At 40.1% G+C, this 14,947-nt stretch carries 10 protein-coding genes; 8 read left to right on the top strand and 2 right to left on the bottom strand.

Annotation, left to right across the window (positions count from 1 at the left end):
- Positions 1-67: 67 nt before the first annotated feature.
- Positions 68-4,318, bottom strand: coding sequence for a 2-hydroxyacyl-CoA dehydratase (locus T541_RS0102685; protein WP_034465749.1), 4,251 nt, complete (start codon positions 4,316-4,318; stop codon positions 68-70).
- A 243-nt stretch (positions 4,319-4,561) separates the two neighbouring features.
- On the opposite strand from T541_RS0102685, the gene T541_RS0102680 reads away from it, so the two are divergent.
- The 4 genes from T541_RS0102680 to T541_RS0102665 all read left to right on the top strand — a co-directional run bounded on the left by T541_RS0102680 (position 4,562) and on the right by T541_RS0102665 (position 9,079).
- Entirely contained in the window at positions 4,562-6,532 is a 1,971-nt protein-coding gene (locus T541_RS0102680; protein ID WP_197025115.1) for a transporter substrate-binding domain-containing protein, read from the top strand.
- Positions 6,533-6,567: 35 nt separating this feature from the next.
- Positions 6,568-7,461: a membrane protein gene (locus T541_RS0102675; protein ID WP_034465747.1), complete on the top strand. Its 894-nt coding sequence runs from the start codon at positions 6,568-6,570 to the stop codon at positions 7,459-7,461.
- Positions 7,462-7,522: 61 nt separating this feature from the next.
- Positions 7,523-8,287 carry an RNA polymerase sigma factor region1.1 domain-containing protein gene (locus T541_RS0102670; protein ID WP_026651232.1) on the top strand — a complete coding sequence of 255 codons (765 nt, stop codon included), beginning with the start codon at positions 7,523-7,525 and terminating at the stop codon, positions 8,285-8,287.
- A 372-nt stretch (positions 8,288-8,659) separates the two neighbouring features.
- The gene (locus T541_RS0102665; RefSeq protein ID WP_026651231.1) at positions 8,660-9,079 is read left to right on the top strand and encodes a hypothetical protein; all 420 of its coding nucleotides are present in this window, start codon (positions 8,660-8,662) and stop codon (positions 9,077-9,079) included.
- Between the two features lie 185 nt (positions 9,080-9,264).
- Here the strand turns inward: T541_RS0102665 and rpmB are convergent, their stop codons facing one another.
- Complete coding sequence (gene rpmB / locus T541_RS0102660; protein ID WP_022778542.1) at positions 9,265-9,450, bottom strand: 50S ribosomal protein L28; 186 nt, start codon at positions 9,448-9,450, stop codon at positions 9,265-9,267.
- Between the two features lie 217 nt (positions 9,451-9,667).
- On the opposite strand from rpmB, the gene T541_RS0102655 reads away from it, so the two are divergent.
- From T541_RS0102655 to T541_RS0102640, 4 genes are all read left to right on the top strand, one after another.
- Positions 9,668-10,030, top strand: coding sequence for an Asp23/Gls24 family envelope stress response protein (locus T541_RS0102655; protein WP_026651230.1), 363 nt, complete (start codon positions 9,668-9,670; stop codon positions 10,028-10,030).
- Between the two features lie 29 nt (positions 10,031-10,059).
- The gene (locus tag T541_RS0102650) at positions 10,060-11,838 is read left to right on the top strand and encodes a DAK2 domain-containing protein (RefSeq protein ID WP_026651229.1); all 1,779 of its coding nucleotides are present in this window, start codon (positions 10,060-10,062) and stop codon (positions 11,836-11,838) included.
- Positions 11,839-11,893: 55 nt separating this feature from the next.
- Positions 11,894-13,963 carry an ATP-dependent DNA helicase RecG gene (gene recG / locus T541_RS0102645; protein WP_026651228.1) on the top strand — a complete coding sequence of 690 codons (2,070 nt, stop codon included), beginning with the start codon at positions 11,894-11,896 and terminating at the stop codon, positions 13,961-13,963.
- A gap of 66 nt (positions 13,964-14,029) precedes the next feature.
- Positions 14,030-14,899 carry a DegV family protein gene (locus T541_RS0102640; RefSeq protein WP_026651227.1) on the top strand — a complete coding sequence of 290 codons (870 nt, stop codon included), beginning with the start codon at positions 14,030-14,032 and terminating at the stop codon, positions 14,897-14,899.
- Positions 14,900-14,947: the final 48 nt, after the last annotated feature.

Below are 14,947 nucleotides of genomic sequence, written 5' to 3'. Positions count from 1 at the left end.
GAATGAGACACTAATGTATCTCATTCGCTTTTTCTTTTAACTATAAGCTCCAATATCTAAATAGATATCAGGCCATCTTTTTATCTTTCTCAACTTTCTTCTGAGCTGTAGAGAGCATAAGCTTAATTCTGTTAAGCTGGTTAACTTCAGAAGCACCTGGATCATAGTCGATGGCAACGATGTTACATCCAGGATAAAGCTTTCTCATCTGCTTAATTACACCCTTACCAACTACATGGTTAGGAAGACATCCAAATGGTTGTGTGCAGACAATATTGTTAGCTCCGTTATGGATAAGCTCAACCATCTCACCTGTAAGGAACCATCCCTCACCAGTCTGGTTACCGATAGATACGATCTGTGAAGCGTATTCTACAAGCTTGTAGATATCTGTAGGTGGCTCAAAATGAACACTTCTCTCGAAGGCCTTAGTAGCACCGCTACGAAGCTTTTCTATAGCCCAAATACCAGCTTTACAGAACCTAGCTGTCTTCTTGGATGTACCAAGCTCCTGAGCCTTGTAGATCTGGTTGTAGAAGCAGTAGAGCATGAAATCAATAAGATCAGGAACAACTGCCTCAGCACCTTCTGCCTCAAGAAGCTCAACAAGATGGTTGTTAGCAGCTGGAGCAAACTTAACAAGGATCTCTCCAACAACACCAACTCTTGGCTTAACTTCATCATTAATCTCAATACAGTCAAAATCTTCAATAATCTGCTTACAGATCTTCTGGAACTTGAAGAAGCTCATGTGCTTAGCACATACGAAATCCTTAACTACAGGAAGCCACTTCTGATGGCAGGCATCTACAGATCCCTTTACTTTCTCATAAGGTCTCATGCGATATACGCACTTCATGAAGATATCTCCAAAGATAGCTCCATAAGCAGCTCTTTCAAGCATTTCTAAGTTAATGTGGAAGCCTGGGTTAGACTCAAGCTTGGAGAGGTTAAGAGAAATAACTGGAACCTGCTCCATACCAGCCTTTTTAAGGGCACGTCTGATAAATCCAACGTAGTTAGTAGCTCGGCAGCCACCACCTGTCTGAGACATAACAACGGCAGTATTATTAAGGTCGTACTTACCGGAAGTAAGCTCATCCATGATCTGACCTACAACCCAAAGAGAAGGGTAACAGGCATCGTTATTAACATACTTAAGTCCCATATCAATGGCGCGCCTGTTGTCGTTCTGCATAACCACAAAATTATAACCGCAGGCATTAAATGCTGGCTCTAAGATGTCAAAGTGAATAGGAGACATCTGAGGGCAGAGAATAAGGAAGTTCTTACGCATATCTTCTGTGAAAAGAACTCTCTCATTAGCACAGGACTTAACTGTAGCATGCTTATTCTTTTGCTTACGAACTCTGATAGCTGCAAGAAGAGAACGAACTCTGATACGAGCGCTACCAAGGTTATTAACTTCGTCAATCTTAAGACATGTATAGATCTTATCTGATTCTGAAAGGATATCATTAACCTGATCTGTAGTAACTGCATCAAGGCCACAGCCAAAGGAATTGAGCTGAATAAGATCAAGATCCTCACGAGTTCTTACAAAGCTTGCTGCAGCGTAAAGCCTTGAGTGATACATCCACTGGTCAGAAACGATAAGAGGTCTCTCAGGATTTCCAAGGTGTGAAACTGAATCCTCTGTAAGGACAGCAACACCGTAAGAGCAGATCATATCTGGAATACCATGGTTGATCTCTGGATCTACATGGTAAGGTCTTCCTGCAAGTACGATACCGTGTCTGTTGTTTTCTTCCATCCATTTAAGAGTCTCTTCACCCTTAACCTGAATGTCTTTTCTGGCCTTAGCCATTTCATCCCAGCCTTCCTTAGCAGCAGCTATGATCTCTTCAGCCGGAATCTCAGAGAATTCCTTAACAAGAGAAGTTGTAGCTGTCTCAAGGTTAGTGAAAGCCATAAATGGATTGCGAAGCTTAACATCACCATTTGTGATAGCCTCAACGTTGTTCTTGATATTCTCGGAATATGAAGTAACGATAGGGCAGTTGTAGTGGTTAGTTGCACCCTCTACCTCTTCACGCTCATAGAAAAGACCTGGATAGAAGATGAAGTCAACCTTCTGTTTAATAAGCCATTCAATATGACCATGTGAAATCTTAGCTGGATAGCACTCTGATTCACTAGGAATAGACTCAATACCAAGCTCATATATCTGGTGAGTTGATCTTGGAGAAAGCACAACTCTGTAACCAAGCTTAGTAAAGAAGGTGAACCAGAATGGATAGTTCTCATAGAAATTAAGAACTCTGGGGATACCAACTGTGCCTCTAGGAGCAGCATCAGCGCTAAGAGGCTCGTAACCAAAGATTCTCTTATATTTGTAGTCAAAAAGGTTAGGGATATTATCAGCATTCTTAACCTTACCGATGCCACGTTCACATCTGTTACCGGAAATATGCTGACGACCACCAGTAAACTTGTTAACTGTAAGTCTGCAGTGGTTAGTACATCCCTGACATGTTGTCATGCTTGTTGTATATTCAAGAGAATTGATCTGATCAATAGAAAGCATTGTTGTCTTATAATCAGGAGTCTCAGAAAATCTCTCTCTGGCGATAAGAGCAGCACCAAAAGCGCCCATGATACCAGCGATATCAGGACGGATTGCCTCTGCACCTGAGATAATCTCAAAGGCACGAAGAACAGCGTCGTTATAGAAGGTTCCACCCTGAACAACGATGTGCTGGCCAAGATCCTTGGCATCAGAAACCTTAATAACCTTAAAGAGAGCGTTCTTAATTACAGAATATGCAAGACCTGATGAAATATCAGCTACATCAGCGCCTTCCTTCTGAGCCTGCTTAACTCTTGAGTTCATAAATACAGTACATCTTGTACCAAGATCAACAGGAGACTTGGCATAAAGAGCTACCTTGGCAAAATCCTGAACTGTGTAGTCCAAAGACTTAGCAAAGGTCTCAATGAATGAACCACAACCGGAAGAACAAGCCTCATTAAGCTGAACTGAATCAACTGACTGGTTCTTGATATGGATACACTTCATATCCTGACCACCGATATCAAGGATACAGTCAACCTTAGGATCAAAGAATGCAGCTGCATTGTAGTGAGCAATAGTCTCAACCTCACCATCATCAAGAAGGAGAGCTGACTTTAAAAGAGCTTCACCATAACCTGTAGAGCAGGCTCTTGCAATAGTAACATCCTTAGGCATGAGCTTATAGATTTCCTGTATGGAAGAAATAGCAGTCTTTAATGGACTACCATTATTGCTTGAATAGAAAGAGTAGAGAAGATCACCATCTTCACTGATAAGTGCGCACTTAGTTGTAGTAGAGCCAGCGTCAATACCAAGGAAAGCCTTTCCCTTATAGTCATCAAGCTTTCTTGTCTTAACCTTGTACTTACTCTGTCTATCTCTAAATGTCTTATATTCTTCCTCATTATTAAAGAGAGGATCAAGACGCTGAACTTCAGCGCTCATAACTATCTTATTGGCAAGCTTATCTGTCATCTCATCCATGGTAAAAGAAACATCTTCTTTAGCATTAAGAGCTGAACCGATAGCTGCAAAAAGATGAGAATTATCAGTATCGATAGTATGCTCCTCATCAAGCTTTAGAGTACGTACAAATGCAGCCTTAAGCTGATCAAGGAAATGAAGAGGACCACCTAAGAATGCTACATGGCCTCTGATTGGCTTACCACAGGCAAGTCCTGAAATTGTCTGATTAACAACAGCCTGGAAAATAGAAGCTGCCAGATCCTCTTTGGTGGCACCCTCATTGATAAGTGGCTGAATATCTGACTTGGCAAATACACCGCATCTTGCAGCGATAGTATATAAAGAATTGTAATTCTTGGCATACTCATTAAGACCTGATGCATCTGTCTGAAGAAGAGACGCCATCTGGTCAATAAAAGAACCTGTACCACCGGCACAGATACCATTCATACGCTGTTCAACATTGCCGCCTTCAAAATAGATGATCTTGGCATCCTCACCACCAAGCTCAATGGCAACATCTGTCTTAGGTGCAAGGTCCTTAAGAGAAGTAGAAACAGCTATAACTTCCTGCACAAAAGGAACTCCAAGGTGTCCAGCAAGTGTAAGTCCGCCAGATCCTGTAATAACTGGATGTACAGTTACGTTGCCGCATTTCTTGTAAGCATCCTGTAAAAGATCTGACAATGTCTCCTGAATGTTGGCAAAATGTCTTTTGTAGTCTGAAAAGATAATGTTCTTATCCTTATCTAAAAGGGCTACCTTAACAGTAGTAGAACCAATATCAATTCCTAATGTGTAATCTTTTGAAATCATGTGTATACCTCAATTTTATAAATGCGATACATTCCTTCTTCTAATTTAAATGTGCATTAGAAGACAATCTTTATGATTATAAAGCATAAGGAGGCAAAAATCAATTTATAAGAAACCCGGAATTTCTTTCTGAGTTTCCATAATATCTTGAACAAATGTATTAAAGAAGACTAAAATTTTTATAAACTATGATATCATTAAAAAGAGTAACAAAATATAGTAGAAGTGGAAATGATGTTTAATATGAAAAAAAGTTCTAAAAAAGCTCTGCTCATATTCATGATCCTTATACTTGCTGTTATTTCTTTTCCATCAAACAGTAGAGCAGCTTCCAAAAGTAAAACAGTCAAAGTTGGCTATTATAACAACGAAATCTTCCAGGAAGGTGCATCAGAAGGTGCTGAGAAAAAGGGCTATGCCTACGAATACTATCGTAAGCTTTCTGAATACACCGGTTGGGATTACGAATACGTATATGGAAGCTTTAAGGATATCTATCAGATGCTTCTTGATGGCAAGGTAGACCTTGTAGCAGGCCTTGCTTACACAGAAGAAAGATCTACTATAATCGCTTACCCAGACAAAGCCATGGGATTTGAAACCTATGGTATCGTTAAGCACGAATCAGATTCTTCAATTACAGCAGACATACGCACTCTAAATGGCAAATCCATCGGCGTACTTGATAGTGCTATCTATAATACTCTAAAAAAATATCTAGATGACAATAGAATAGATGCCAAGATAATCAAATATCCTTCTTATGATGAGCTTTTAACAGATTTTGATCATAAGAAGATAGATCTTTTTGCATCAGAAAACGACGGAACCTACGCAAGAAATCATGCTGAAGTCCTGTTTGTATTTGGCGAAGTTGATTATTATCTTGGCGTTAATATCAAAAGACCTGACATTTTAGAGGAGCTCAATGTTGCCCAGAGTCAGCTCTTTTCCGAGGAACCTAATTATACCAGCTCACTTCGTGCCAAATACTATTCTGAAAGTATCTACAGCAGAGCCTTTACCGATTCTGAAAAGGAATGGATAAAGGACCATACTACCTTAACTGTTGGATATTTGGATAATTACCTTCCATATAGCGACACCAGCAAGGATGGAAGCGTTACTGGTATGGTAAAAGATGTTGTGCCAGCTGTCTTTTCTACATTGAAAGTAAATAATATTGAGATTTCCTACGTTCCGTATGAAAACTATAATGAAATGATGACAGCCATCAACAATAATGAAGTTGATATGGCTTTCCCTGTGGGAGGCGGACTGTTTTATTCAGAAGAAGATGGTATCTACTTGTCAAATGCGGTATTATCCTCCTTCCCTGATCTTATCTACAACAAGAAGTACATGGGTAGCTCTAACTCAGTATTTGCCATAAATGAGAACAATAAGATGCAGTATTACTACATCAAATCTCATTTCCCAACAGCAACCATCGCAACATACCCATCAATAGACGATTGTCTTAAAGCAGTCGTCAACGGAGAAGCTCAGTTTACTACCTTGAACGGACTTAGAACCAGTGATATGCTTAAGAACAATGGTTACGATTCTTTGTCATTCAGACAGTTAACTGATGTGGATGACAGGTGCTTTGGTATTAAGATAGGTAACGAAGGCCTTCTTAAGCTGGTAAACAGAGGAATTAATATCCTGGGCACTAAGTATGTTTCCAATTATGCCTATAACTACACCAGTGATCTATATTCCTACACAATCCTGGATATGATCAAAGAAAACATCTTTGGCTTCATAGCTTGTATTGTTATTATCATAGGTTTTGTTATATACTTCGTTATTAGATATATTTGTTCCATCAAAAAGAAGATTGAAGAAAAGGAATCTGAGAAGAAAGATCTTGTGGATTTCTATGAATCCAAGATGCTTGAAGATAAAGAAAAAGAGATTGATGCAGTTAACTTCAAGGGTCAAAGGATTCTTATTGTAGAAGATAATTCCACTAATCAGGCCATTACCAGTAAAGTGCTTAAGAAAATAGGCTTTGAGATACAGATAGCTGTCAGTCCACAGGAAGCCTACGAAAAGATAAAAGCAGCTCCCGCTGGTTATTTCAATGTTCTTCTTATGGATGTTAATTCTCCAGAATTTGGAGGAAAAGAGGCTGCAAGAAAGATCAGAAGTCTATCTGATCCTAAGAAAGCAGAGATTTCCATAGTTGCTCTGGATGCAGTCCTATAATTCAGAAAAAGAGGTACATTATATTGAGTAATTTCATGAACAAGCTAGAGCGCAAGTTTGGCAGATATGCAATCCCAAATCTTACAGTTTATATCCTTATCTTGTATGCAATTGGCTACGTTTTACAGATTGCCAATCCCACAAGTACATTTTTGTATGACAATCTTTCATTAGATGTCTATAAGATAATCCATTTCGTTCAAATCTGGAGACTGTTTACCTGGGTAGTTATTCCTCCACAGACCATGAGCATATTCATTGTAATCACCTTTTTGTTCTATTATTTCCTTGGTACAAACCTTGAGCGCACCATGGGAACCTTCAGATATAACGTCTTTATTTTTGGCGGATATCTCTTTATGATAATTGCCGCATTCATTGGATACTTTATCTATTCAAGAATGTACATAGGTAATGCTGAGCTTCTTGCCAAGGCAAGCTATTTCGGCGGTGTTACCCTTAGTACATATTACCTTCAGGAAATGGTATTTTTGTTATTTGCCATTTTCTATCCAAACGTGTCTGTATATTTTATGATGCTTATTCCTATCAAGGTTAAATATCTTGGATATGCATATACACTGATTCTTTTCTTATCATTACTTCAGGCATTTTCTACATTAAGAACTGATCCATCCTACGGAGCCATCTTTACAATAGCTGCGATATTATCACAGTTTTTGAATCTTGGACTTTTCTATTCATCCATAGGAAGGCTCAACCATCTTAAGCCAAAAGAGATAAAGAGAAGACAGACCTTTAAACAAAACGCTCATATTAAGCCAAGAGGCGTTACAAGGCATAAGTGTGCAGTTTGCGGAAGAACAGAGGAGACTAACCCAGAGCTTGAGTTTAGATTCTGTTCAAAGTGTAACGGCAACTACGAATACTGTCAGGATCACCTTTTCACTCATCAGCATGTTCAGTGACAGGCTTAATAGCAGTATTAGTAAAAAAACTACATAATAATCACTACTAAACGGAGTAAACATGGGAAATATTGATAATAAAGAAAAAGAATTTGCAGAAATACTTAAACTAGTTACTAGAACAGCAAGAGAGAATAAGAACAGCATCACATCAGAGCAGGTAAAAGATGCCTTTTCAGAGCTTGAACTTGATGACAAGCAGTTTGAAATGGTATTTGAATACCTTAAAAACCACAAAATCGGCGTTGATGAAGAAGCTGTATTTGATGATGACAATCTAACAGAGGAAGAGACTAATTATCTCAATGACTACCTTGAGTCCTTAAAGGCTCTGCCAGTTCGTACACAGGGTGAATTAGAGGCAATCCAGATGTCTGCAATTGCAGGAGATAAGGATGCCCAGAGTAAGCTTATTGAAAACTACCTTCCACTTGTTGTTGACGTTGCCAGAATGTATTCTGAGCAGGGCGTTTTTATTGAAGATCTTATTGGAGAAGGCAATTATGCTTTAACTCGCGGCGTAACCATGCTGGATGCAGTAGGTGAGCCAAAGGAGGTTGAAGGCTTCCTTTATAAGATGATGCTGGATGCTATGGAGAATCTCATTCAGGACAATCTTGCTGAAGATACAGGTTCTCAGAAGGTTCTTAAGCTTGTTCAGGAGGTTGCTGACAAGGCTGAGGAGCTGGCTAAGGATCTTCGTCGTAAGGTTACTGTTAAGGAGCTAATGGACGAAACTGGATGGGATGAGGATAAGATAAGGTCGGCTATTAAATTCTCTGGCGACAACATTGAAGACCTCGATAGTGGTGAAGAGAAGAAGTGATTGTGGTACCGGATGGGTGTTGGCTATCCGAGGGGGATGTGGGGGCGCCCAGGTAATTGGGGCAGACGCTCATGTTTCCTCATCGTGAGTTTCTACGGCTCATAAAAGAAAAATGTCTCATTTCACGGTCGTTCAGGGCAATCGACATTTTTCTTTTATTTCACCTAGAATCTCATCGATTCGTCCAAATACTCGCATCTGCCCCAATTACCTGGGCGCCCGCCACATCACAACAACGGAAGGGCAAAACCATTTGGAACCAATCACCCTTTCAGACTTAGATCTTCAGGGGCCTAGATTAAAGATGAGTGAGTGTACGTTATATTAAATCATTAAATGTATTTATGGCGATAGTTATAAAGACGGAGTGGTATGTTAAATAATATAGTTAATGAGAATGATTTTAAATATTATATGCAGGATATAGAGAGGTACTATTTCGGAGCGAGGTACTCTTATAAAGAGTTACTTGATAATGAGATGGTGCCTTTTAAATTTAAAAGGGTGATTTCGAAGTATTTAAATGATGATGTGGATGATTCGACTACTCTTGAGAGTCATCTTTATTATCTAAGTAAAGAGGATTATGAGTATCAGGTGTTTAGGCAGCTCAAATCCAGGATCAGATGTTCCTTATATAAGAAAGAGGGAACAAATGAGAAGGGGTATAAGGAGAAGATATTTAAGATAGAGGAGTTGGCAAGATTAACCAAAGAAGAGAAGGAAGCTAAGGGAATTATTGTTAGAGAGTTAATTGTATCAAAACTAGCTCTCTTTGCTTTCTCTATATAATTAGAATCTATTAATAGTATTACTTATATCAAAGATAATAGTAATGAATAATAAAAGAACTTACTTTCCATGAGTAGTGGTGAGTAAGTTCTTTTTTATATAAAGAGTAAAGGAAGAGAGCGTAGTTATATTTGGTCATAAAAAAATTCCCTTGATTTCTCAAGGGAATTTGTAGAGTCTTACGATTAAGCTCTCTCAACTTTGTTTGATCTAAGGCAAGATGTGCAAACGTGCATTCTCTGAGTAGATCCGTTAACCTTAACTGCTACGTGCTGAACGTTTGACTTCCAAACTCTGTTAGATCTTCTATGAGAATGGCTTACGTTGTTTCCGAAATGAACGCCCTTGCCACAAATATCACATTTAGCCATTTTGACACCTCCTTATAAGCCATGTAATCTAAACCTATAGCAAAATTATCGCGAATAACTTCGCAACATTGATATATTATCAGAAAGATTTTTGGATTGCAAGTAAAATCTGCAAAATTTATGGTTTATTTTTTAGGGAACTGCTATTATAATACTATATGTGTGCGATGACGATGGTACAATAGTCGTAACAATACGCATTTTAAGGAGGATTAATATGAAGTCTTCAGTGGTAAACACTCACATGGGAAACATTACTATTGATAATGAAGTAATTGCCCAGTATGCCGGTGCTGTTGCTATGGAGTGCTTTGGAATCGTAGGTATGGCCAATGTCAATGTTAAGGACGGCCTTGTAAGCCTGCTTAAGCTTGATTCCATGACAAGAGGTATCAATGTAACTCTTGATGATAATAATAAATTGAAACTTGACTTCCATGTTATAGTAGCATATGGAGTTAGTATTTCAGCTGTATCAGATAACCTTATTGATAATGTTAAATACAAAGTAGAGGAATTTACGGGGCTTGAAATCGAAAAGATCAACATCTACGTTGAAGGCGTCCGTGTTATTGATTAACGATCACAAGTTCTAGGAGGAATGTAGTTTTGAGTAAGAATGTAATTGACTCCAAGATGCTGTCAAAGATGTTTTTGACAGGAGCCAAGAATCTTGAAGCAAAAAAAGAGTGGATCAACGAACTTAATGTATTCCCTGTACCTGATGGAGACACAGGTACTAACATGACAATGACAATTATGTCCGCTGCCAAGGAAGTCAGCAGCTTAAACGATAGTGCTTCTATGGAAGAGATCTGTAAGGCAATTTCTTCAGGTTCACTTCGTGGAGCAAGAGGTAACTCAGGTGTTATTCTTTCACAGCTCCTTAGAGGATTTACTAAGGTAGTTAAGACTAATGATGAGCTTAATGTAGCTATTCTTGCAGATGCATTTGATAATGCTGTTCAGACAGCTTATAAGGCTGTTATGAAGCCTAAGGAAGGTACAATCCTTACAGTTGCTAAGGGTGCCAGCGAGAAGGCTAGAGAGCTTGCTAATGAGAATACAGAGGACGTTGAGGTATTCTGCAGCGAAGTTATTAAGTATGCAGAAGAGGTTCTTGCCAAGACTCCGGATATGCTTCCTGTTCTTAAGCAGGCTGGCGTTGTAGATTCAGGCGGACAGGGTCTTGTTGAGGTACTTAAGGGTGCCTTCGATGGATACCTTGGAAAAGAGATAGATCTTTCAATTTCAGAAGAGGCAGTAACACCAGCCGCTAGATCTAAGGCTGAGGCTACTGAAGAAGCTGAGATTAAGTTTGGATACTGTACAGAATTCATAGTTCTTTTAACTAAGCCTCTTAACGTTAAGCAGGAGATAGATTTCAAGAACTTCCTTGAGTCAATCGGCGACAGTATCGTTATGGTTGCAGATGATGAGATCTGCAAGGTTCACGTACATTCTAATGATCCAGGTCTTGCTATCCAGAGAGCTCTTATGTATGGTCAGCTTTCTAACATGAAGATCGATAACATGAGAATGGAGCACAGAGAGAAGCTCTTCCACGAGAACAACGATGGTTCTTGGGCAGAGATCAAGACAGAGATAAATGGAGCAGCAGAGCTCACACCTACATATTTACCAGGTGATGATATTCCTCTTGGAGACAAGGTTTCTATGGATGAGCCTAAGGAAGAGGTTCCAAGCGCTCCTCACAAGGAAGTTGGATTTGTAACTGTATGTGCTGGTTCTGGTCTTGCTGAGATCTTCAGAGGTCTTGGTGTTGATTATGTAATCGAAGGCGGTCAGACAATGAATCCTTCAACAGCTGATATTCTTGATGCTGTAGAGAAGGTTAACGCTGATACAGTAATCGTTCTTCCTAATAATAAGAATATTATTCTTGCTGCTAACCAGGCAGCTATTATGTCAGAGGACAATAATGATGGTAAGAAGATCGTAGTAGTTCCTTCTAAGACTGTTCCTCAGGGAATCACAGCTATCATCAATTATGTGCCTGACGTTCCAGTTGAGGACAACGTAGCTGCTATGACAGAGGCCCTTTCCACAGTTAATACTGGAGAGGTTACATACGCAGTAAGAGATACAGTTATTGATGATGTTCAGATCAAACAGGGTGATTATATGGGAATCGGCGACAGCGGAATCCTTTCTGTAGGCGGAGAGATCGCTGATGTTACCTTCGATATGCTTGCCAAGATGATGTCTGAAGACTTAGAGCTTATCAGTATCTACTATGGTGAAGAGGTTGATGAGAAGGATGCAGAATCTCTTAGAGATCGCATTTCTAAGGAATATCCTGGATGCGATGTCGAGCTTCAGTATGGTGGTCAGCCAATTTATTACTACGTTTTATCTGCTGAATAATTATAGCGCCGGGCTTTATGCCCGGCCTTTTTTGCTAAATACCAAGGGGGCTTAAGTGGAGAGTAGAAGCTTACAGGAGCTTGTAATTAACTTAAAGGGGATCGGAGAAAAGACATCAGCTCTTTTCGAAAAATGTGGAATCAAAACCTGCAATGATCTTTGCAGATATTATCCTAGAGCATATGATACATATGATAAGGTTGTAAGGGCCTGCGACGTAAAAGAGTCCATGGTAAACGCCGTTAAACTTACAATCATAGGAAACGTGACTAAAAGGCGCGTAAGAAACCTTTCAATCATCGCCTTTGAAGCAGCTGATGAAACTGGCAGGATCAAGATGACATACTTTAATGCTCCTTACCTTGCCAGCTCTATAAAGTCTGGAACAACCCATATTTTCAGAGGCATAATCCGCAAAAAAGGTAGCTTTTTTACCATGGATCAGCCTAAGATGTACAAGGTTGATGAATACGCTGCCCTGGTAGGCAAAATGCAGCCAATCTATCCTTTAGTTAAGGGGCTTAAGAATTCTCAGGTCACTAAAGCAATGTCTGAGTGCTTTAAAAACATCGGTGTTCTGGAGGACTATCTTCCCGAATCAATCAAAGAAAAACACGGCTTCATGAGTTATCACGAGGCTGTTCTTAATATTCATTTTCCAAAGAATAACGAAAGCTTAGAAAACGCCAGAAGGAGACTGGCTTACGACGAATTCTTTTTATTTGTACTAAGGCTTCGCCTTCTTAAAAAGAACCAGGAAGAATTTGAGAACAGCTACCGCATGATAGAAGTCTCTGAGACAAAGAGACTTCTAGAGCAGCTTCCATACAAGCTTACAAATGCTCAGCAGAAGGCCTATGAGGATATTCAAAATGACCTTTCCGGAGACACAGTAATGAACAGACTTATCCAGGGTGATGTTGGCTCTGGTAAGACTATCCTTGCCTTCTTAGCTCTTTTAACAGCTGCAGGTAATGGATATCAGGGAGCACTTATGGCTCCAACAGAAGTCCTTGCGATGCAGCACTACGAGAGCTTTAAGGAGCTTATTGAGAAATACCATATTACAACTCTTAAACCTGTGCTTTTGACAGGAGCTCTTTCTGCAAAAGATAAAAAGGAGGCTCAGAGCCTTATAAAAAGCGGCGAGGTTAACTGTATAATCGGTACCAATGCTCTTATTCAGGCCAAGGTTGATTATAAGAATCTGGCTCTTGTGGTAACTGATGAGCAGCACAGATTTGGAGTAAGGCAGAGAGAAACCTTTAAAGGAAAAGGCCTAAATACACACGTTCTTGCCATGAGCGCCACACCAATACCAAGAACACTGGCCATTATTTTGTATGGAGACCTTTCAATCTCAGTGATCAACGAAATGCCTGTGGGAAGGCTTCCTATTAAGAACTGCGTTGTGGGTCCTGATTACAGGCCTACAGCCTATAAATTCATTAAGAATCAGGTAGAGGCTGGAAGACAAGCCTATGTCATCTGCCCAATGATCGAAGAGGGCGAAAATGTAGAGGCTGAGAACGTTACAGACTATACAGAAAAGCTAAGGGAGGCCCTTCCTCCAAATATCAGGGTTCAGATGTTAAATGGCAAGATGAAGCCCAAGGAAAAGGACGAGATCATGGATGCATTTCTTAGGAGAGACATCGATGTTCTTGTATCCACCACCGTTATTGAGGTTGGCATCAACGTACCAAATGCCACTGTCATCATGATCGAGAACGCCAACAGATTCGGTCTTTCACAGCTGCACCAGCTTAGAGGCCGTGTCGGAAGAGGAAAAGAGCAGTCATATTGCATTTTCATCAACACCTCCGAAACAGATGAGGCCAAAAAGAGGCTTGATATCATGAATAGATCCAACGACGGATTTGAGATCGCTGAGGAGGACCTTAAGCAAAGGGGCCCTGGAGATCTCTTTGGCATAAGACAGAGTGGTGACCTTAATTTCAGGCTGGGTGACATATATCATGACAGCGATCTTGTAAAGGAATCTGCCATAGATGCGGATATGATTCTTTCACAAGATAGTGAACTTAAGTCTCCACAATATAGTGTACTTAGAGATTTGCTAAGCACAAAATCTGCAAATTTGGTTGACTTTGCGACCTTATAAAAGTAAGATTATTTTAAGTTTAATGCTAAAAAGGAGGAGTGTCGGCATTTTGCCGGCGGTGAAAAAATGGGAAAAATTGCAGTAATAACAGACAGCAACAGCGGTGTAACCCAGAAACAAGCCTCTGAGCTAGGCCTCTTTGTTGTGCCAATGCCTTTTATGATAAACGAAGAGGATTTTTACGAAGATATAAATCTTACTCAGGAGCAGTTCTATGAGAAGCTCGTTGGAGATGCCAATGTATCTACCAGCCAGCCAACTCCTGATTCTCTTATGACCCTTTGGGATAAAGTTCTTAAGGAATACGATCAGATCATTTACATTCCTATGAGTAGCGGCCTTTCAGGCTCTTGCCAGAGCGCATACATGATTGCCCAGGAAGAGTACGAGGGAAAGGTTTTTGTAGTTGATAATCAGCGTATCTCTGTAACCCAGAGACAGTCTGCTCTTGAAGCTAAGGCTATGGCTGATGCAGGTCTTTCTGCACAGGAGATAGTTGATAAGCTCATGGCAGATAAGTTTGAGTCCAGCATTTACATCATGCTTGATACCCTTTATTACCTTAAGAAGGGCGGACGTATCACTCCAGCTGCAGCAGCACTGGGAACTCTTTTAAGACTTAAGCCAGTGCTTCAGATTCAGGGTGAGAAGCTTGATGCCTTTGCCAAGGCAAGAACCACATCTCAGGGTAAGAGCATTATGATCAATGCCATCAAGAGTGACATCGAGAATCGCTTTGATGGTATGGAGAATGGCGATTTTACTATTGCCTGCGCTTATACTCAGGATTTAGAGGCTGCCACAGCCTGGAAGAAGGAAGTTGAAGAAGCTTTCCCTGGATTCGATATCCATATGGATCCACTTTCACTTTCTGTTGCCTGCCACATTGGGCCAGGCGCTTTAGCTGTTACAGTTACCAAGAACATCCGCGCTTAATATCAAGGATTAAGCTTTCGGCTAAAAGAGATAGCTCTTTTAGCCAAT

The organism is Butyrivibrio proteoclasticus P6B7 (assembly GCF_000622085.1).
GTDB classification, from domain to species: Bacteria; Bacillota; Clostridia; order Lachnospirales; family Lachnospiraceae; genus Butyrivibrio; species Butyrivibrio proteoclasticus_A.
Note: the sequence above shows the minus strand (reverse complement) of the source record. Positions and strands in the feature narration are given on the sequence as shown.

Excerpts from the sequence above, each read along its gene's own strand:
- T541_RS0102680 (WP_197025115.1), top strand. The coding sequence starts at position 4,562 with ATGAAAAAAAGTTCTAAAAAAGCTCTGCTCATATTCATGATCCTTATA.
- T541_RS0102675 (WP_034465747.1), top strand. The coding sequence starts at position 6,568 with ATGAACAAGCTAGAGCGCAAGTTTGGCAGATATGCAATCCCAAATCTT.
- T541_RS0102665 (WP_026651231.1), top strand. The coding sequence starts at position 8,660 with ATGTTAAATAATATAGTTAATGAGAATGATTTTAAATATTATATGCAG.
- rpmB (WP_022778542.1), bottom strand. The coding sequence starts at position 9,450 with ATGGCTAAATGTGATATTTGTGGCAAGGGCGTTCATTTCGGAAACAAC.
- T541_RS0102655 (WP_026651230.1), top strand. The coding sequence starts at position 9,668 with ATGAAGTCTTCAGTGGTAAACACTCACATGGGAAACATTACTATTGAT.
- T541_RS0102685 (WP_034465749.1), bottom strand. The coding sequence starts at position 4,318 with ATGATTTCAAAAGATTACACATTAGGAATTGATATTGGTTCTACTACT.
- T541_RS0102670 (WP_026651232.1), top strand. The coding sequence starts at position 7,523 with ATGGGAAATATTGATAATAAAGAAAAAGAATTTGCAGAAATACTTAAA.
- T541_RS0102640 (WP_026651227.1), top strand. The coding sequence starts at position 14,030 with ATGGGAAAAATTGCAGTAATAACAGACAGCAACAGCGGTGTAACCCAG.